At 39.0% G+C, this 19,253-nt stretch carries 13 protein-coding genes; 5 read left to right on the top strand and 8 right to left on the bottom strand.

Annotation, left to right across the window (positions count from 1 at the left end):
• Positions 1 to 94 precede the first annotated feature (94 nt).
• Together B3E00_RS13330 and B3E00_RS13325 are read right to left on the bottom strand one after the other, a co-directional pair.
• A complete protein-coding gene (locus B3E00_RS13330) occupies positions 95 to 1,336 on the bottom strand; it encodes a M57 family metalloprotease (protein WP_293938804.1) in 1,242 nt (413 codons plus the stop codon).
• A gap of 1,144 nt (positions 1,337 to 2,480) precedes the next feature.
• Positions 2,481 to 5,699 carry a TonB-dependent receptor gene (locus B3E00_RS13325; RefSeq protein ID WP_293938803.1) on the bottom strand — a complete coding sequence of 1,073 codons (3,219 nt, stop codon included), beginning with the start codon at positions 5,697 to 5,699 and terminating at the stop codon, positions 2,481 to 2,483.
• A 465-nt stretch (positions 5,700 to 6,164) separates the two neighbouring features.
• On the opposite strand from B3E00_RS13325, the gene B3E00_RS13320 reads away from it, so the two are divergent.
• Positions 6,165 to 6,641, top strand: a complete 477-nt coding sequence (locus B3E00_RS13320) for a hypothetical protein (protein ID WP_293888528.1) — start codon at positions 6,165 to 6,167, stop codon at positions 6,639 to 6,641.
• 75 nt (positions 6,642 to 6,716) lie between these two features.
• Here the strand turns inward: B3E00_RS13320 and B3E00_RS13315 are convergent, their stop codons facing one another.
• The 4 genes from B3E00_RS13315 to B3E00_RS13300 all read right to left on the bottom strand — a co-directional run bounded on the left by B3E00_RS13315 (position 6,717) and on the right by B3E00_RS13300 (position 9,617).
• Positions 6,717 to 7,520: a M48 family metallopeptidase gene (locus B3E00_RS13315; RefSeq protein WP_310080723.1), complete on the bottom strand. Its 804-nt coding sequence runs from the start codon at positions 7,518 to 7,520 to the stop codon at positions 6,717 to 6,719.
• A 134-nt stretch (positions 7,521 to 7,654) separates the two neighbouring features.
• Positions 7,655 to 8,305 (bottom strand): glycerol-3-phosphate 1-O-acyltransferase PlsY, encoded by a 651-nt coding sequence (gene plsY, locus B3E00_RS13310; RefSeq protein ID WP_209577890.1) that lies wholly within the window; start codon positions 8,303 to 8,305, stop codon positions 7,655 to 7,657.
• Between the two features lie 14 nt (positions 8,306 to 8,319).
• On the bottom strand, positions 8,320 to 9,177 hold the full coding sequence (gene nadC, locus B3E00_RS13305) for a carboxylating nicotinate-nucleotide diphosphorylase (protein WP_209577889.1): 858 nt from the start codon (positions 9,175 to 9,177) through the stop codon (positions 8,320 to 8,322).
• 77 nt (positions 9,178 to 9,254) lie between these two features.
• Positions 9,255 to 9,617, bottom strand: a complete 363-nt coding sequence (locus tag B3E00_RS13300; protein WP_293938801.1) for a DUF4783 domain-containing protein — start codon at positions 9,615 to 9,617, stop codon at positions 9,255 to 9,257.
• 268 nt (positions 9,618 to 9,885) lie between these two features.
• On the opposite strand from B3E00_RS13300, the gene gpmI reads away from it, so the two are divergent.
• The 3 genes from gpmI to B3E00_RS13285 all read left to right on the top strand — a co-directional run bounded on the left by gpmI (position 9,886) and on the right by B3E00_RS13285 (position 14,982).
• On the top strand, positions 9,886 to 11,418 hold the full coding sequence (gpmI, locus tag B3E00_RS13295) for a 2,3-bisphosphoglycerate-independent phosphoglycerate mutase (protein ID WP_293938799.1): 1,533 nt from the start codon (positions 9,886 to 9,888) through the stop codon (positions 11,416 to 11,418).
• Positions 11,399 to 11,986, top strand: a complete 588-nt coding sequence (locus tag B3E00_RS13290) for a hypothetical protein (RefSeq protein WP_209577886.1) — start codon at positions 11,399 to 11,401, stop codon at positions 11,984 to 11,986. The genes gpmI and B3E00_RS13290 overlap by 20 nt, the downstream gene beginning before the upstream one ends.
• Before the next feature lie 701 nt (positions 11,987 to 12,687).
• Entirely contained in the window at positions 12,688 to 14,982 is a 2,295-nt protein-coding gene (locus B3E00_RS13285; RefSeq protein WP_209577885.1) for a TonB-dependent receptor, read from the top strand.
• 54 nt (positions 14,983 to 15,036) lie between these two features.
• Here the strand turns inward: B3E00_RS13285 and B3E00_RS13280 are convergent, their stop codons facing one another.
• Together B3E00_RS13280 and B3E00_RS13275 are read right to left on the bottom strand one after the other, a co-directional pair.
• Positions 15,037 to 15,591 carry a ferritin gene (locus tag B3E00_RS13280; RefSeq protein ID WP_209577884.1) on the bottom strand — a complete coding sequence of 185 codons (555 nt, stop codon included), beginning with the start codon at positions 15,589 to 15,591 and terminating at the stop codon, positions 15,037 to 15,039.
• 170 nt (positions 15,592 to 15,761) lie between these two features.
• Entirely contained in the window at positions 15,762 to 16,418 is a 657-nt protein-coding gene (locus B3E00_RS13275) for a tetratricopeptide repeat protein (protein ID WP_209577883.1), read from the bottom strand.
• Positions 16,419 to 16,761: 343 nt separating this feature from the next.
• Here B3E00_RS13275 and lon point away from each other — a divergent pair, with 343 nt between their 5' ends.
• Entirely contained in the window at positions 16,762 to 19,239 is a 2,478-nt protein-coding gene (gene lon, locus B3E00_RS13270; protein ID WP_209577882.1) for an endopeptidase La, read from the top strand.
• Positions 19,240 to 19,253 lie beyond the last annotated feature (14 nt).

The raw sequence follows: 19,253 nt of genomic DNA, 5'->3' as shown, positions 1-19,253 counted from the left end.
ATTAGTGTCAAAAGTGTACTCGAAGTTGCCAATTATACTGCATTCTTAATTGCCATTTACAGCTCTGTTATGTCCTATACTATCTTGCTATATACTATCTCATTAAATAGAGGTCATAGCTCGGATAAACTATTACCTGATGTTCGTCTTGAGATACTGTAGTTCCCCATTCTAACACAGATGAATTCGTATATGTTCCAAAATTGTAGGATTGAACCCCTGCGGGAATGCTTACATTTAATTGCTGGACAAGCGAGTTATTGTGAAAAATCGCTCCACGGAGAACAAATGGAGAAGTAGGGTAATATGGTGTTGTACCTGTCTGATCTTTATAGAATTTTGCTTCATATTTAATATCATAATCATTATAATCACAACAAGAACTGTAAGATGATCTATCATCTACGATAATAGAGTTCAAAGCAACATAAAAAGAAGGGGCCTTTAGAGGAAAAAGTGTTTTGAGAGCCAATATATCGTTTTGAGTAAACGGCCTATCTACCCCGTTAGTGCAAGCTAACATAAAGGAATCATATTCGGGATCCGTAGGAGTTCCTGGTATATGTACAGCTCCATCAGTTCCAATCCCTTCATTTGGATTTACTTCAGTTTCCACACCGCAACTAAATACACGATTCATATAATCGGTATGTCTTAAGCCTATACAATGACCAATTTCATGCGCTAATGTCGAAGCGATATCATACCTTACGGTATTATTATTATAGTAGTTGGTATTTACCAAAATACTATTATATGGGGCTCCAGATGATTGTGGAAATCCAGCTTTCATAAGGTACTTTTTTGGTGTACTAGTGTCTGCCGGGATAATTCTTATTGAGGCAAGATTTGAATTTTGAACCCGAATAAATTTTAGTGCAATATCTAGATTATTATAACGAATAATAGCCTGGTTTAACCCACTACCAAGAACGCTATTTAACGAGGGATCTAAATAAATAGAAATTGTTTTTGTATAAGAACTGTGATCAATAAAACTTACAATATTTGTAGTACGATATTGTGACTTTTTACCTCCTCCTGTTTTTGTAGAATTCAGTGAAGCATACGTACTTAAATTATATACCTTGACAACTTCAAGTAATTTTTTGCTTAAGTGGTAATCGATATCCTCTCTCGAGAGAAAAATATCATTTTCAACTATAAACCCACCATCCTCTTCAAAAAAACCCTGAGATAAATCGAACCCCAACGATTTAAGTTTTTCAATATACAGATCATTTTGTGAAATTTCAACCGGAGCAACATCAGTCTTATTACATGAATATAATAAAACAAACAACCATGTTAATGTAATGTATAAATTTTTTTTCATAAAATATATCTATTTATATATAAGCTAATAAAAATAAAAGTGCCATTATAAAATAATTGATAATTAACCCTTTACACTACTACATTAATATTAAAAAAAACAATATCTTTTGTACACTCTATTATTTCTTCATCTTTAACATGCAAATCCGGTTTAATCCCTATTCAATCTAAACTTTGAAAGACTTAAATTAAAAATTGCATACTCGCCATACAGGTTAATAACTTAAATATATATATAAAATCTCTGTTTTAAACAAAAAGACATCAATACTACACATATGGGTAGTATTATTTTATACAAAACTTTTTTACCATTTTCACATTTACCCCCAAGAATATACTATTTAAAGACAATAATTGTAATTATTGTCTATTACCTAACATTATTTTTATTCAAAACAGATTTATATAGTTTCGATTTAGAAAATTAATTTAAAAAAACAATATTAAGAAAATATCCAACATTGTAATAACTATTTTTACAGTTTCTCGATTGAGAAATAAATTTCTATGTTTCTTCAGAAGCAATTACAAATCGAACCATTTCCACCTTGCAAATCTAGAACAACTGCAATAAACGTTCGATATGTCTATAATAACAAAAAAGGAATAAGGCTGGGAATTGGCATAAAACGGTTTCAGTCTTAGATCTATCGAAATGATACAAGTCATATACAACATGGGGATACGCTTTACATGGGAAGATCAACTCCAATCTATTAAATTTTAATAAAGTTGACATTATCTCGAAAACAAAACAAAGTTCGCTTTCATTGATAGACAATCAAATATCTACTCATGCTCGCGGATCGCTGTATGTATTTGATTATGAATTTATTTACGATTTGTATATTTAAATACGGCCTCTCTGAATTTCTTTATATCTATATTTCCATCATTGATTAGTGTAACTCAAGTAAACCTAGGTGGTTCATATTATAGAAATATCGATGGGTCTATACCAATATCAGGTCTATCTTGTAATTTTTTAGGTTTTACACAACAAGGGCGGTACATTTAACGGAAGTTACTATTAGTCCCAATATCCTGCTTTATTAAGACTGTCTAACTACATGGATATAAAAAAAGGCCACTGTATTAGTTACAGCGACCTCTTTTTATAAAAACGGATTATTTTCAGACTAATTGAAAATATAACGAATTCCCACTTGTGCAGACCATCTTGAATAGATGTCTTGTACATAATAAGGAACATTATTATTTAAGTTACCCAAACGATATGTTGGCTTCTTAGTTGTTCCTTCATAACCTGCAAATGTAACAGGAATAAAACTATTATCCCAGAAACTGCCAGCTCCAGTATACTGTTTGCCCCAATTACCGTTTAACAAGTTACCAACGTTCATGATATCAACAGAAAGTTGAAGTTTGTTTTTAGTGCTTCCGATGTTGGTAAACAAATCTTGAACAATTTTCAAATCAAACTTATGAGAGAATGGCGTTCTTGCTCCATTTCTTTCTGCATATTGGCCTCTCCGCGATTTTAAATAATCGTTTCCTTCAATAAAATTATTCAAGGCTAACCACTGATCTTGAGGAGTCTGTGTTCCATTTTGAATAAATGTGATCTCAGACTGATCCTTAGGAATATACATCAAATTGTACTGATTACTAGATGAAGTCGCATACCCGGTTAAGTTTCCGCCAGCTAAGTAAGAAAATCTTGCTCCGGATTGCCCAGTGTAAACAAGAGATACAGAAGTACCTAAATGTTTAAGGTATTCTTTCGAGAATGATAAAAATCCAATTACACGACTTCCTGTACTGAATGGATTGTGAGCAAGGGTTACATTGTTAGAACCATTTACAGAAGCAACTCTATACCAATTGGATTGGTTCTGAGAAGAAGTACCTGAAATTAAATCTTTAGCTGCGGTATAGGTATACGCAACAGATGCATCTAGACCAAACAAGAAGCTTTTTGATAGTGATGCAGTGGTTGACCAAGAATAACCTTTATTAACATTGTTAACATAAATAACTTCAGTATAGTTATCTAATACACGACGATTGTTATTGTTTGCGTCATAGACTAAGCGATTGTCAGCGCCTTCTAGCGTTCCAATCGGACGTTCTAAGTTTAAATCTCTAAAATTAAATGCACTTAAGTTCCTTGAGTAAAGAAACTCTAAAGTTCCTTTCACACCATATGGTAATACTTGGTCCACTCCACCAGAGAAACGTGCAATTTGAGGCAATTTCAAATTCTTATCAAGTACTGTAATATTCCCAGATGGAGTAACTGCTCCTGAATACTTTGGTAAGTTGTTAACATCGCTGATAAATGGAACGTTAGCATCTGTACCATTACCCAAATTATTCCCACCTAATAATGCACCACTTTGTGTAAAGGCACCTGCTGCCCAAACAAAAGGAACCCTAGACGTAAATATTCCCATTCCTCCACGTACAACTGTCGAACGATCTCTATTCACATCCCAATTGAACCCAATTCGAGGTGAGAACATCAACGCAGGGCTTGGCATACGATTGGTTTTCACATTATACTGCTTTGCCAAGATTGAGTTATTAAAGTCAGTATTTTCCATCGGTTTATCCAAATATATTGGAATATCCACACGAACCCCTGCAGTAATTTTTAGATTATCCTGCATTTGATATTCATCTTGAACATAGAATCCAAGTTGTAATGCATTAAACTTAGCTCCTTGGCGAGGATCATCCGTGTTGCTATAACCGTATTGCATGCTATTAGCCATACCACGTTCAAAGTTCTCGATAGCTGTATACGCTTTTCCGGTAGTCGGATTTATATCAGTTGCTTTGGAATCACTAAATACAAACGCCCCGTTTGAATTCCCCGTATATGCATTGTACATCTTATAGAACTCATTGTGTGTACCGAAGGTCAATGTATGTAATCCTTTATACCAAGTTAAGTTATTCGACAAGGTATAAACATCTTGATCCAATTGATTAATATTAGTGAATGGGTCAACACCTAAGTAATAAGTCCCGTTTTTTGCTGTATTAATTCTAACATTTGGAAACAACTGGCCTTTATAGCTTCTAGCATCTCTTACTCTAGTATATCCTGCAATAAAACTATTGGCTAATGAATTGTTGATACGGCTGCTTAATTCTAAAGTAAGAGTATTTGATTTAAAATCTTTTAAAATTGCACCATTACCAAATGTTAGGGAAGATTGTGTTCTGGTATTGCTTACATCAACACCATCCACATAATTGTATCTCAATGAAAGTTTATTTTTTTCATTAATATTCCAATCAAAGCGTGTCATCACTTTATTGGATGTATTTTCATCTGCTAAATCTGTATATGAACCAGCATCGTATTTATATTTATTTAATGCAATATCATAAATCGCCTTAGCATCCGCTTCTAATAAATTTGAACTCGAAGATCCTACAGGATAATTTTCTGGTGTATTATTTTTCGTATGTTCGTAATTTACAAAGAAAAACAACTTATCCTTAACAATAGGCCCTCCTAAACGTACACCATATGTTTTTTCAGAAAAGTTTGCCAACTTTGTTCTTTCTTCACCATCTTTCACCAAAGATTTTGGAGTTTTCCCAGTAAAATCCTGATTTCTAAAATAATGATAAACTGAACCCTGAAATTGATTTGTACCTGATTTTGTTACCGCAGAAATACCACCTCCAGCAAATCCACTGGAACGAACATCAAAAGGTGCAACTTGAACGGACATCTGTTCGATAGCATCTAATGATATTGGATTTGTACCACTACCACCTCCATTCAAACCATTTGCATTAAGACCAAACACATCATTAGTAACAGCTCCATCAATAGTGAACTGATTGAATCTATTATTCATACCACCAATTGAAACAGACTGTCCCTTCACATCAGCTTGAGGAGTCAAACGAGTAAAATCTTCAATTGAACGAGAAACAGTTGGTAAATTTTCCATCTGTTTTCTTGAAATAGAAGTTTCAGCACCAGTCTTTAAGTTTTTAGATCCACCTGTTCTAGTTACAGTGACCTCATCTAAAACTGTCTCATTACTTCCAAAAGTACTATTTAAGACATAAGGCTGACCTAATTGTATATAAACATCATTATAAACAATAGGATTTTGTCCAACATAGGTTACTTCAATTTTGTAGGGGCCACCAACACGCATCGCTGGTAGGTTAAAGCGACCGGCTGCATTTGAAGAACCAGAGTAAACTGTTCCTGAAGGGACGTGCGTAGCCTTAATTGTTGCTCCCGAAGTTACACTGCCGTTTGCCTCTTTTACAATACCTGTAACGCTACTTGTTGTAACCTGAGCTTGTACAGCACCATAACTAGCCATAACAAGAGCGAAAAAGAGTAAAGATCTTTTCATATAATGTGATTTGTTAAAAAATGTTAAGCAAAATTACTAAGAGATTTGAAATTACAAAGGACTTAATATAAACTTAACACACTAAACCACACCTATTTCATGAAATCCACACCAAAAATCAGACATCAATAGATAATTTATCGCGAAAAAAAACGTTGTAAGATGTTTTAAACCAGCATTTACATTCTAATTATCTGATCAAAAATAGTTTTCCACATCAATTCTGGATTTTTTTTTTGTAACAACATTCTTCCAATCGGAATTTAATTTTTTAAAAAATTTTAGCTAATTTCCTAACAGTTGAAAATTACCTTATACAATTCAGTTTCCTGTGGCAATTGCACTACTAGAGCCTAACGAATTGAAAAAATCTAAACGATTGTATACGCTGGACGTTTTGTATAAAAACTTGTTTCAAAAGCCAAGAACATTTCTGAAATTCGCACACCTAATATTTTACGCTTCATGGAAGACGGTATTCAAAATTCTTCTTTTCTAGAACCTGCAGACCTAAAACTGTCTCCAGCAGGACTCGCTTTTTTAGCTTCAGCAGCAAAATGGGCTAATTTTTTGGCCATCGTCTGTTTTATTTTCATCGGTATCTCGGCCATCACCATGGTTAGCCTGATCTTTGGCGCAAGCGCATTGTCACTCGGTGCAGACGAATATGTCACAGCGGGGGCCTTATCCACTTTCGGTGTCCTATACCTGCTCTTTCTTGCTTTCTTTTGCCTTCCCATCTATTTTCTTTATAATTTCGGATCCAAAGCGAAAAAAGCAATTGAAAACCGCGACACCATTCAGCTGGAACTCTGCTTGGACGCGTTAAAAAAACATTACAAATTTATTGGCATCATGGTCATTATTACCATCGCTTTTAATTTTATGGGATTGGTCATCGGTGTAGTGCTCGGCGTTAGCGATGCGCTAGCCGGGGTGTAACTTGATCAAAATATGATGCAAAAAAAAAGAGGGATCTGCTCGCGCAGATCCCTCTTTTGATATCCTATCAATCGTTTATTTCTTATAATATTTCATCGCATTCGGAATTAATTTTTGAATATCCGCAATACGTCGCTCATCGCTGGGGTGTGTACTCAAAAACTCAGGCTGCCCTTTCTGACTTCCCGAGGCCATACGCTTCCAAAAATCGACCGCTTCGTTTGGATTATATCCCGCCAAGGCCATAATAATCAATCCTGCTGCATCTGCATCAGATTCATCGCTTCTTGAGAATTTCAACTGCGCCAAATTCCCTCCCAAACCGTAAAGATTATTGAAAACTCCAAGGGTACTGTTGCCAGATACGCCGGCTGCAGAACCTAAAATCTGTCCGCCCAATTGCAAAGCAATCTGATTCGAAGCCTGCGCTACGGAATGCTCCTCAATCGCATGGGCTATCTCATGCCCCATTACTGTGGCAAGTCCGGCTTCAGTACGTGTAACAGGCAAAATTCCGGTATAAACCGCCACTTTACCACCAGGCATACACCAGGCGTTCACATCATCGCTCCTTACTAAGTTGAATTCCCAATTGAAGTTAAATTGATTGGCGCGACCGGTGCTTTGCAAATATTGGTTCACCGCTGTGGCCAGTTTATTGCCCACACGTTTAACCATTGCCGCATCCGCAGTTCCAGTGACTACTTTTGAACTATTCTTCGATAAAAAATCTTTATAAGCCAATGCAGCTTGCTCGTTCACTTGATCAGCACTGACCAATTTCAAATATTTTTTCCCGGTAACAGCAGAAGTTGCACAACCTGACAACCCCGATGCCAGTGTTACACATGCTAATACCATAGCTGAATACTTAAACATTCCGTTCATAGTTTATATTTTATTTCAAGGGCCATATGGAGTCTCGAAGCGAAAGATAATCGCTTTTCAGCGCATCCAACATGGGTATTTTACAATAATTTATTAATCCATTTTAGCGGATGCAATTATTGTGCCTATTCTTTTTCCTTCGCTTTTTTCTTAAAGAGGTAGATCTTGGACTCATGCCCCTTTAACAGACGCTCTATATTCTTTTGGTGGGTAATCAACAAGAGGATACAAATCGCTATTCCGTAGAGGAGCACGGAAGGTATCGTTGTTTTGAAAATAAAGGCCAAACTAAATGGAAATGCAAATCCTGCCGAAATGGAACCCAATGAAACGTAATGGGTGGTCAATAGGATAATAACAAATACAGAAACACAAACCAAGGCTGCAGGTGTATGGATAGCGAGAATCATACCACAGAGCGTTGCTACGCCCTTCCCTCCTCTGAATCCCGCAAATACAGGAAATAAATGCCCCAATACCGCGATAACGCCCAATGCCAACTGAAAGTTAACAAACTGAACATCGCTCGTATTTTGCCCCAGTTCTATTAGATAAGCCAGATTGGTTGCTGTCCAGCCTTTAAAAATATCTACAAACATCACGATCGATCCCGCTTTCGGTCCCAACACGCGAAAGGTATTAGTCGCCCCAGCATTACCACTACCATACTCACGAACATCTACCCCATAAAATGCCTGTCCCAACCAAACAGCCGTTGGTATGGACCCAAACAAGTACGCTAGTAATACTGCAATTACTAAATAAATCGATATCATTAATTAATTAGTTCTTATATTAATTTGGCCTTCAGACTAAGATCCAGGCTCTTCACACTGTGTGTCAAAGCACCTACTGAAATATAATCTACCCCGGCCTCCGCATATGACCTAATCGTGTCAAATGTTATTCCCCCAGAGGCCTCTGTCTTGAACCGACGGTCGATAATCTGAACAGCTTTGGCAACATCTTGCGGTGAAAAATTATCTAACATGATTCGATCCACTTCGCCAAAGTTAAGAACTTCATCAAGTTCCACAAAATTTCGGACTTCAATTTCTATTTCTATCGGTTTATTTAGGCTCTTTCTATAGGCATTTGCCCGCTCTAGCGCCGGTACAATTCCGCCACTATAGTCGACATGATTATCCTTAATTAAAATCATATCAAAAAGACCAAAACGATGATTGGTGCCACCACCAATGCGCACGGCTTCTTTCTCTAGCACACGTAATAAGGGAGTCGTTTTTCGCGTATCCAAAACTTGTGCATCTGTACCTGCTAACAAATCCACATACTGCCGCGTTGTTGTGGCTATACCACTCATACGCTGCATCACATTCAGCACCAAACGTTCGGCCAATAAAATACTTTGGATATTTCCCCTGACATAAAAAGCAATATCACCCATCTTAACCCGACTTCCATCCTGGATAAAGACCTCACAGGCCAAACTATCGTCTACATAGGCGATAATTGCCTGCGCTACTTCGACACCTGCAAGTATGCCGTTATCCTTCACAATCAACTTTGCTTCACCTTGCGCGCCGGCTTCAATTGTCGACAATGAGGTATGATCTCCATCGCCCAAATCCTCCGCGACAGCTTGTTTTACAAACTGGGCCAAATAGTCCTTGATTTCCTTCTCCATAAATGCTATTTATTGGGCTAAGATGTGGAATAATTTTTTAATCGAAAAATAGATTTATAAAAAAAATAGGATCAGGATCAATTTTTGTCGATCCTCAACTCTTCGATGGAGTGGTTATTACTCCCTGCTCCTATTTTCACAAAGACCCGATAATTGGCCTGTTCTGTGGCTAAAATAAAGGTAAAATATTGATAGCCATTGTTGGCGTTGCTCGACTGCGTCAGCTTTACAGTCTTGGGTTTATGCTGATTGAAAAATGTGCCTAACATGATTTCTGATTGGTATTTTGTATAAATACCATTTTCGCCTAAAATCGACAAGGTGATGTTTGAGGCAAAATACTTGGCTATGTTCTTTGCACTACCCTCTTTCAAATATGATTTTAGCTCCTCCGAAATTCGTTCCAATGAATCATCATCCCCAGGCAAGATTTCTTCCATCCGTGGATTTACATGCATCGAAAAATGTCCAAACGCAACATCGTGTAAAAAAAGATTCGTAATAAGTATAAATCCGCAATGGCTTAAAAATTTCATATAGCTTAACATAGTATAGAACAGCTTCTATTATCAAAATCAATCCTTAGGTAGTTCCATTTATTATGGAACACAAATGATGCCACAAACCTATAAAAATAATGGTGATTAACAAGGGAAGTTTTTAAGATGCGTTGATAGATTCTAAAATTAAGATTATCTTTGTTATACGATGAATAAGAAAAAAGTTGCACTCATGATCCTAGACGGACTAGGATATGGAAAACACGATAAATCAAATGCAGTTGAAGCTGCAAACACTCCATTTTTAGACCATTTGTTAGAAGCATATCCAAACTCAACTTTAGAAGCTTCGGGCGAAGCTGTTGGCTTACCCGCCGGCCAAATGGGTAATTCTGAGGTAGGGCACATGAATCTTGGTGCCGGAAGAATTGTCTACCAAGAATTGGGACGTATTCACAAAGCAGTCAATGACGGCGTATTCAATTCGGATCCAGTTATTCAGGACGCATTTAAATATGCTTTAGAAAATAACAAAAAAGTACATTTTATCGGTTTGCTTTCCGATGGTGGCGTACACGCGCACACCAAGCACTTAAAGGGTTTATGTGATGCCGCAAAACATGCTGGATTAAGCAGTGAACAAGTATTTGTACATGCTTTCTTGGATGGCCGTGATACGGATCCAAACTCGGGTATTGGTTATGTGAGAGACTTACAGGCGTATTTGACGACGACAACAGGTACCTTTGCATCGGCAATCGGTCGGTACTATGCGATGGATCGCGACAACAGATGGGAACGGGTCAAATTAGCATACGATCTTTTAGTAAAAGCGGAAGGTGAAAAATCCAACGACCTGGTTGCCGCTATCCAAAAATCATACGATGAAGGTATAACGGATGAGTTTGTGAAACCAATTGCCTTGGTAGACGCCAACGGAGCTCCTGTGGCTACAATACAAGAAGGCGATGTGGTATTCTGTTATAATTTCAGAACGGATCGTGGCCGCGAGATTACGATCGCACTAACCCAAAAGGCATTCCCAGAATATGATCTAAAACCGTTGGATCTATATTATGTGACCATGACCTCTTATGATGAAACTTTCCAAAATGTGAGAGTGGTTTTTCAAAAAGATAACTTAACCAACACGTTGGGGGAAGTATTGGAGGCTAATCATAAAACGCAAACGCGTATCGCCGAAACAGAAAAATATCCACACGTCACATTTTTCTTCTCAGGAGGCCGTGAACAAGAATTTAAAGGTGAAAACCGTTTGTTGGTTCCATCACCCAAAGTGGCGACCTACGATCTTCAACCGGAGATGTCTGCTCAAGGAATTACAACGGCTATCGTTAACGATATGGAAACACTTCAGCCTGATTTTATCTGCCTGAACTTTGCAAATCCAGATATGGTAGGTCATACAGGAGTTTTTGATGCTGTCATTAAAGCCGTAGAAACTGTGGATCAATGTACCAAAACGGTCGTAGAGACAGGTCTTAAAAATGGTTACTCCTTTATAATTTTGGCCGATCATGGTAATTCGGAGTTTATGGTCAATGAGGATGGGTCGCCGAATACCGCACACACAACCAATTTGGTTCCCTGTATCTTGATTGACGATCAGTACAAAAAAATAGCCAATGGTAAATTAGGTGATATTGCCCCAACCATCTTACAAATTTTGGGCGTCAATATCCCAGCTGAAATGACAGGAAATGTATTGGTATCAGAATAATAACGTACATAAAACCAGTAGCAGAGCACTCTCCTTTTTTGCGGGTAGTGCTTTGCTTTTTTGGAGTTGTGGATCACCTTCCGCAACAAAAAGCCCTCAAAAATCTTCCGACATATTTTCTGTCGATTCGTTTTTTAATGCGGAAGTCAATCGCTTGCAACAGCTCAATCCCGCTGTGCTAAAATCTGTCAGCAAAGATGGAGAAAAAGAACAGCGCGAGCTGAAAATTGGGAGCTGGAAAAATGAACTGTCCGCTTTTCAAGCTGCTGATATCAGCAAAAATTTCGATCCCTCATTGTATGAAGTCAGCGCTGTCGACTGTGTGACCGAATTTACAGCGAAAAAGAAAGATTTACAGATACAGAAACTGCGTATCGAATTTGATAAGAACGAAAAGGTGAAACACATCCATATCGATAAAAAGATAACAAATAGCTTATACGATAGTCAAGAAAAATTAGACTACTTCAGCGATTCGCTTTATCGCATTGTTAAATTGCAAGACGTTCAGGGACTAGATGCCAATCAATATGAAATTGTCGGCAAGTTTATTCCTCCCAAAAAGTAACACGATAAGTCTTATACATCAGCAAAAGGCGCTTCTGAGACATTGATTCAGAAGCGCCTTTTATTATTCTATTATATTAATAAATGCAACACGATTGCTTTATATTTTATTTTCATTATCTTTGACCCGATTAATAAAGTGATCCGAGTGACAACTTGGGTTTAAACGTAGTGATTTCAGCGTGAAAGATATCTCATTGAACAAATTCGCAGCATTCGTGCTCTTGATGACCTTCTTAATTGGTCAGTTCATTGTGTACAGTCATGAACATCCCCAAGCTGCACTGCATATCGTAGATAGCCCAGCGAAAAAACATCATGCTGATCACCCTAAATGTGCTATCTGCGACCAAAATTCACATCCCCAACTAGTTTTTAATTTTACGCAGGGTGAATTCATACTTCCTGTTAAACGCGTTGAATTTGGTCTGTTCATCACTGGAGACCAGATAGTCAGATCACTGATTTCTGGCAATCGGGGCCCACCCCTCTGTTCGTTTCTATGCTAATTTCAATAGTGCGTGTTAACGTAAGTTGACCGCTATTGCCGCCAGGACTCTATAGGGGTCTTTACAACTCAACAGTCAAACGATGCATACGACCAGCTATCGGTTTAAACCTAGGCACAACGACGCCTTGGTAGCTGATATACGCTTTGTCGTTTGTACCGCTGATATTACATACGTAGAAATTATAGTACAGATGAAACTTAAAATTATAGGCTGCATTTTTATGCTTGTCTCCTATTTCTCCATACTTCCGGCGCTTGCCTCAACGATTAGCGGTAAAGTAACGGATGCCAAAACCAACCTTCCAATTGCTGGTGCTACCATATCACTGCAACAGCTTCGTTCGAGCACGGCATCAGACCAACAAGGTCATTATAGCTTTAAATCTCTTCCTTCAAGTGGACGCTACTTGGTTGAGGTCCGTTTTTTGGGCTATCAGTCCGTTGTCAAGGCCGTTGATTTAACTTCGGAAAATCTTTCCCTTGATTTTTCCTTGACAGAAAGTATTATCGAAACGAATGAAGTAGTCGTTACAGGCACACTCGTCACTTCTCAGAGCCGTCGCAACAGCACCTCAGTAGCTGTTATTTCCAAAGATGAGTTGCAGGGAAATGGAACAAATCTTATTGATGCACTTGCGCGACAAGTTCCCGGGCTAAGTCAGATCACAACGGGACAGGGAATTTCAAAACCTGTCATACGAGGTCTGGGATATAATCGGGTTGTCACGGTAAGTGATGGGGTAAAACAGATGGGACAGCAATGGGGCGACGAACACGGCATTGAAATCGACCAAAATCAACCCGACCGTGTCGAGGTTTTACGTGGCGCGGCTTCATTGATGTACGGATCTGATGCCATCGGTGGAGTGATCAATGTACTTGAGCCCAATGTTCCTACTGAAGGACATATTAAAGGTGAATTACTGACAAGCTATGCTACCAATAATGGGCTGACCAATAGTTCGGTTATGCTAACAGGTAATGAAAATGGCTTCGTATGGCGTGGCCGTGGATCGTATCAAAATGCGTATTCTTATAATACCCCTGCAGGAAGATACGGGAATAGCGGCTTTAACAACAGCAATGTCAGTGGTATGCTCGGGCTAAACAAACAATGGGGCTATTCGCACCTTAATTTTTCGTACCTAAAAAATAACATCGGTTTTTACGATGCCGAACCGGGAGACCCGCTTTACACAAACGCTAAAAGCCGTACATTGGATTTCCCCAAACAGGACATCCGTCACTATAAATTGGCCCTCAACAATAGCTTTGTTATCGGCTCGGGCAATTTAAAACTTGACTTGGGCTATCAAAAGAATCAACGTCGAGAATTGGAAGAAGCTACCCCCTCCCTATTCTTTGACCTAAATACCTATTCCCTCGATGCCAAGTATTCTTTAAGTGAAAGAAATGGCTGGCAACATGTATTTGGCATTAGCGCCAGTCAGGAACACAGTGTAAATAAAGGCAGTGAATTTTTAATTCCAGCCTATGATCAGCTGGAATTGGGAGCTTTTGGTTATGCAAAGAAAAGCTGGGGCGAAAACACGTTTAATGTAGGTTTACGCTATGACTATGTCAACAACAAAGGCAAACAGCTGTTTGTTGAAGATGAGGAGCAATTTCCTGGTTTTAAAAACAGCTTCAGTAATGTCAGTGGCGCCCTTGGTTATACGCATGTTTTCAATGAGGATCTCAACTTTAAAGCAAATGCAGGCTCAGCATTTAGAGCGCCCAACCCCGCAGAGCTCGGCTCCAATGGTGTTCATGAGGGTACTTCGCGGTATGAGGTCGGTAATGAGAACCTGAAACCCGAAAGAAGCTATCAAGCGGATGCGACACTGGAGTTTGGCCATAGTATCGTTACTGGAAGTATCGGAATCTACGAAAATTATATTCACAACTTTATTTATGCATCGACAACAAAAGGGGATACAAAAACTGTGGTTGGTGAAGATGGCGATTCACATACTTATGACGTATACCGCTATGGACAGGTCAACGCCAATCTATACGGTGTTGAGGGAAGCTTGAATTTTCATTTGTTGAACTGGATTCACCTGGACAACACGTTCAGTTATACTCAGGCACAGAATAGAACCTTTGACAGACCTTTGGCATTGATTCCAGCTGGCGTAGTACACAATACGCTGCGCCTCGAGCCTAAAATAAGCGGATTGAATGCCTTCTACTTATCTGTGGGGTTGGACAATTATTTTAAACAGAGCCGCATTGATGAAACCTTCGAAACGCCAGCAGACGGCTACACATTGTTGAATGCCGGAATTGGTACAACATTACACTTCGGGCAGCAGCAACTGAAAATATTTGCGGCGGCGTCCAACCTGACCAACAAGCGTTATTATGATGCGTTAAGCCGATTGCGCCCGGGCCGGCTATCGCAAGAAGATCCTAATTTTGGCGTCTACAATATGGGCAGAAATATCACATTCGGTGTCTATCTACCGCTTAACATCAAATAAAAAAAATGAGGAATCCCTGAAAAGGATTCCTCATTTTTTTTATTCAGTATAGTTTTATTTAGGATCGTCTGCCGTTGCTTCTCTTGCTAAAGTCACTTCGTCTGGCATAGCTTCCAAAGAGGAATCCAAGGCAAATAGTGATTCGTCCGATGCACGGTCTCCACCGGCAATCTTCAATTTATCAATCAATTCCAGCGCTAGCTTCTCTTCTTCGATCTGTTCTTTGACAAACCATTGTGCAAAATTCCACGTTGCCCAGTCTTTCTCGGCCATCGCTAGATTGACGATGTTATAAATTGCTTCGGTATTATCTACTTCGTGTTTGAAAACGCGGTTAAAACATTCTGTCAACGTTTGCGGGTCCGCTGGAGGTTGTGCTATGGCTTCAATTCGTGGCCGGCCACCCCGTTCCAGAATATACCCCATAATCTTCGTCATGTGGTTACGCTCTTCCTGTGCATGTCTATACAGGAAATTGGCCACTCCACCATAGCCCTGATCATCTGCCCAGACCCCTAATGCCAAATAAATTTGTGCCGCCTCAGCTTCCTTAGTCATTTGCTTGATTAAAGTTTCTTGCATTTCTATTGACAATCGATTCGTTTCCATATTTATTCCTTGTTTGATTTAGAATAATAACAGAATAACACAGTCTTTCGTTTTCATATTGGCAAAGAAAAAGTAGTGGGCCGACTTACTTATACGCTAAAAAGCTTTAGAATTTTAAACAAAAAAAGGGAATTCCAGCCGGAATTCCCTCTCTATAGGCAATAGTGATACTATTTTAAATTATCTCTATATACTTTTGCTTTTTTGATTTCAGTTTGGATGTCTTTCTTCGACGAATCAAAGCTTAACACTTTTTCATAATCTTTGATCGCATTATTATAAGCATCAGTTGCCATCGCCTTGTTATAGTTTGGCGTGCCTGCTGTTCCAATCAAAATACCTAAGTCACGATTAGCAATCGCTCTATTTTGATAGAATTTGGAATCGTTCGGTGTAATGGCAATTGCCTTTGTATAATCTTCGATAGCTCCCTTCAACAACTGTTCTTTATTGGCAACAGAAGCTTTATTTGTCGATTGAACAGCAAGATTGTTAGTCGCTTTTGCTTTGAAATATAAAGCATTCGCATTTTTACCATTTAACGCAACGACTTTACCAAAAGTTTCTGCTGATTTTTTATAGTCACCATTTTGAAACTGGGAATAACCCAACATATATAATACATCCGGATCTTTTCCTTCTTGAGGCAGTGCTTTTGTCAAGTATGACTCGGCATTCTTGAAATCACCATCCAAAAGAGCTTTTTGCCCCATTCTCACATTAGCGTTGCTATGTTCAGCCTGTTTTGGTTGTTGTGCATTTGCGCTAAAAGCAACTAAGGCAAAAACCCCAGTAAACAAACCCAATTTAAATGATTTTAAATTCATATCTAAATAGTTACTTTTTTATATTCACTTCATAATGATCGCCAGCGATCTTTTCTACGTCTCTGAAAATAGCTTCCGTATGATTTCTATAAAATTAGAAACTGCCATCAGCGCCTTTTCACATTCCAATATTACAATTATTATGCCTATTTCTCCAATAAATGGCAGATAAATTTTATTTAACCTGCCTTTTTTTCCTATTCTGGAAAATAGATTTGTAATTTTGCTGACTTCTAGCAATTGGCACTCCCCTTGCATTACAGGGGAAACATTATTAGAAGCTTAAAATTTGAAAGTCTGCCGTCAACATGTCAGCGACTGCCAAATACACAAAATAAACACTATGAGCAAATTCGAAACTTTTGATTTCAGTCAAGCAATTCCAATCGTTGCAGAGGATACCGAATTCTTTCCCTTACTTACGCAAGAGGATGAAGATAATATGGCGAATGCTGAAATTCCAGAAGCATTGTCAATTTTGCCTTTACGTAATACCGTATTATTTCCCGGTGTTGTTATTCCGATTACCGTAGGTAGAGATAAATCCATCAAATTGGTGAAAGAAGCTTATAAGGGCAGCAAGACTATCGGTGTCGTTTCTCAAAAAGATATGACCGTAGAGGACCCAGGATTTGAAGAACTAAACAAAGTGGGCACCGTTGCTCATATCATTAAAGTGCTTCAAATGCCTGATGGTAATACCACCGTCATCATTCAGGGTAAACAGCGATTCAACCTATTGGAAATTGTTGGAACCGAACCCTATTTAAAGGCACGTGTTGAGAAATTCAATGAGGCAAAGCCGAAGATGACCAAGCACTTCAAAGCGACTATTTCCACTTTAAAAGAAATGGCGCTGCAGATCATCCAACTTTCGCCAAACTTACCTAGTGAAGCTGGTATCGCTATCAAAAATATTGAAAGCCCTTCTTTTCTAATCAACTTCATTTCGTCGAATATCAATGTCGAAATGACAAAGAAACAGGAGCTGCTTCAGATACCGAAAGTAGAAAACCGCGCCAAACTTTTACTGGAACTATTGACGACAGAAATCCAGATGCTGGAACTAAAGCACCAGATTCAGAATAAAGTACGTGTGGATCTTGACAAACAGCAGCGTGATTATTTCTTAAATCAGCAGCTGAAAACGATTCAGGAAGAGCTGGGCGGAAATACGCCTGATCTTGAACTGGAAGAGCTTAAAAAACGTGGTAAGTCAAAGAAATGGAGTCATGAAGTTGAAAAACATTTTACAAAGGAACTGGAGAAGCTCTCCCGCATTAACCCTGCCGCGGCAGATTATTCGGTACAGCTCAATTACCTCGAGCTCCTTTTGGATCTGCCCTGGAATGAAACAACAAAAGATAATTTTGACTTAAACAAAGCACAAAAAGTACTCGATAAAGATCATTACGGACTCGAGAAAGTGAAAAAACGTATCATTGAATACCTCGCTGTATTGAAATTAAAAAATGATATGAAGGCGCCTATTCTTTGTTTGGTAGGCCCGCCGGGAGTCGGTAAGACATCGTTGGGAAGATCTATCGCCAAAGCGCTGGGCCGTAAATATACCCGCATGGCTTTAGGTGGTGTGCGCGATGAAGCAGAAATCCGAGGCCACCGCAAAACCTACATCGGAGCAATGCCAGGCCGTATCATTCAATCGTTGAAAAAAGCCGGGACAGCGAATCCTGTATTCATTTTAGACGAAATCGATAAGATGAGTGCTGATTTCAAAGGCGACCCTTCTTCGGCATTATTGGAGGTATTGGATCCCGAGCAAAATACGCATTTCTATGATCACTATGTGGAAATGGAGTTTGACCTTTCCAAAGTGATGTTTATTGCAACAGCCAATTCATTGAGTTCCATTCAGCCAGCTTTATTGGATCGGATGGAGATTATTGAAGTAAATGGATATACCATCGAGGAGAAAATCGAAATCGCCAAAAAACACCTTTTGCCAAAACAACGGGAAATGCATGGGATGGCTTCTAAGAATGTCAGCCTAAAAGGTAAAATTATCGAGAAAATAATCGAGGACTACACACGTGAATCTGGTGTACGTGGATTGGAAAAAAAGATTGGCTCTGTCGTTCGGGGTATTGCGACACGCATTGTTATGGAGAAAGATTACAATCCAAGTATCAGCGAACAAGACCTGCTCGATATCCTAGGTGCGCCAATATTTGATAAGGACATGTATGAAAATAACAATGTGGCTGGGGTGGTGACTGGATTAGCCTGGACGTCCGTAGGTGGCGACATCTTGTTTATAGAGTCATCACTAAGTCCGGGGAAAGGCCGTTTGAGCCTGACGGGTAATCTGGGCGATGTGATGAAAGAATCTGCATCGATTGCACTGGCGTACCTGAAAGCGCACGCTGCTGATTTCGGAATAGACTATCGCGTATTTGACCATTGGGATATTCACATCCACGTTCCTGCGGGCTCCATTCCAAAAGATGGTCCTTCGGCGGGTATCACCATGCTCACGGCACTGACATCGCTCTTTACGCAACGCAAAGTGAAAGAAAAATTAGCCATGACAGGTGAAATCACCCTGCGCGGAAAGGTGTTGCCCGTGGGTGGTATCAAGGAGAAAATTCTTGCCGCTAAGCGTGCTAATATCAAGGATATTATTCTTTGTAAATCCAATGAAAAAGATATTCTGGAGATCAAGGAAGATTATATCAAAGACATGGAGTTTCACTACGTGACTGAAATGGCTCAGGTGATCAAACTCGCCCTCTTGGAAGAAAAAGTAATCGGTGCCATCAATTTGGCGCAAGATGTAGAAAATACAAAAAAAGAGAATTAGCATATTCTCAAATG

The sequence above is a fragment of the Sphingobacterium sp. UBA5996 genome (assembly GCF_002429765.1).
In the GTDB taxonomy this organism is placed as follows: domain Bacteria; phylum Bacteroidota; class Bacteroidia; order Sphingobacteriales; family Sphingobacteriaceae; genus Sphingobacterium.
Note: the sequence above shows the minus strand (reverse complement) of the source record. Positions and strands in the feature narration are given on the sequence as shown.

What these genes read in the sequence shown, in the direction of transcription:
- B3E00_RS13330 (WP_293938804.1), bottom strand. Translation starts at nt 1,336, where the DNA reads ATGAAAAAAAATTTATACATTACATTAACATGGTTGTTTGTTTTATTA.
- B3E00_RS13325 (WP_293938803.1), bottom strand. Translation starts at nt 5,699, where the DNA reads ATGAAAAGATCTTTACTCTTTTTCGCTCTTGTTATGGCTAGTTATGGT.
- B3E00_RS13320 (WP_293888528.1), top strand. Translation starts at nt 6,165, where the DNA reads ATGGAAGACGGTATTCAAAATTCTTCTTTTCTAGAACCTGCAGACCTA.
- B3E00_RS13315 (WP_310080723.1), bottom strand. Translation starts at nt 7,520, where the DNA reads ATGTTTAAGTATTCAGCTATGGTATTAGCATGTGTAACACTGGCATCG.
- plsY (WP_209577890.1), bottom strand. Translation starts at nt 8,305, where the DNA reads ATGATATCGATTTATTTAGTAATTGCAGTATTACTAGCGTACTTGTTT.
- nadC (WP_209577889.1), bottom strand. Translation starts at nt 9,177, where the DNA reads ATGGAGAAGGAAATCAAGGACTATTTGGCCCAGTTTGTAAAACAAGCT.
- B3E00_RS13300 (WP_293938801.1), bottom strand. Translation starts at nt 9,617, where the DNA reads ATGGAAGAAATCTTGCCTGGGGATGATGATTCATTGGAACGAATTTCG.
- gpmI (WP_293938799.1), top strand. Translation starts at nt 9,886, where the DNA reads ATGAATAAGAAAAAAGTTGCACTCATGATCCTAGACGGACTAGGATAT.
- B3E00_RS13290 (WP_209577886.1), top strand. Translation starts at nt 11,399, where the DNA reads ATGTATTGGTATCAGAATAATAACGTACATAAAACCAGTAGCAGAGCA.
- B3E00_RS13285 (WP_209577885.1), top strand. Translation starts at nt 12,688, where the DNA reads ATGAAACTTAAAATTATAGGCTGCATTTTTATGCTTGTCTCCTATTTC.
- B3E00_RS13280 (WP_209577884.1), bottom strand. Translation starts at nt 15,591, where the DNA reads ATGGAAACGAATCGATTGTCAATAGAAATGCAAGAAACTTTAATCAAG.
- B3E00_RS13275 (WP_209577883.1), bottom strand. Translation starts at nt 16,418, where the DNA reads ATGAATTTAAAATCATTTAAATTGGGTTTGTTTACTGGGGTTTTTGCC.
- lon (WP_209577882.1), top strand. Translation starts at nt 16,762, where the DNA reads ATGAGCAAATTCGAAACTTTTGATTTCAGTCAAGCAATTCCAATCGTT.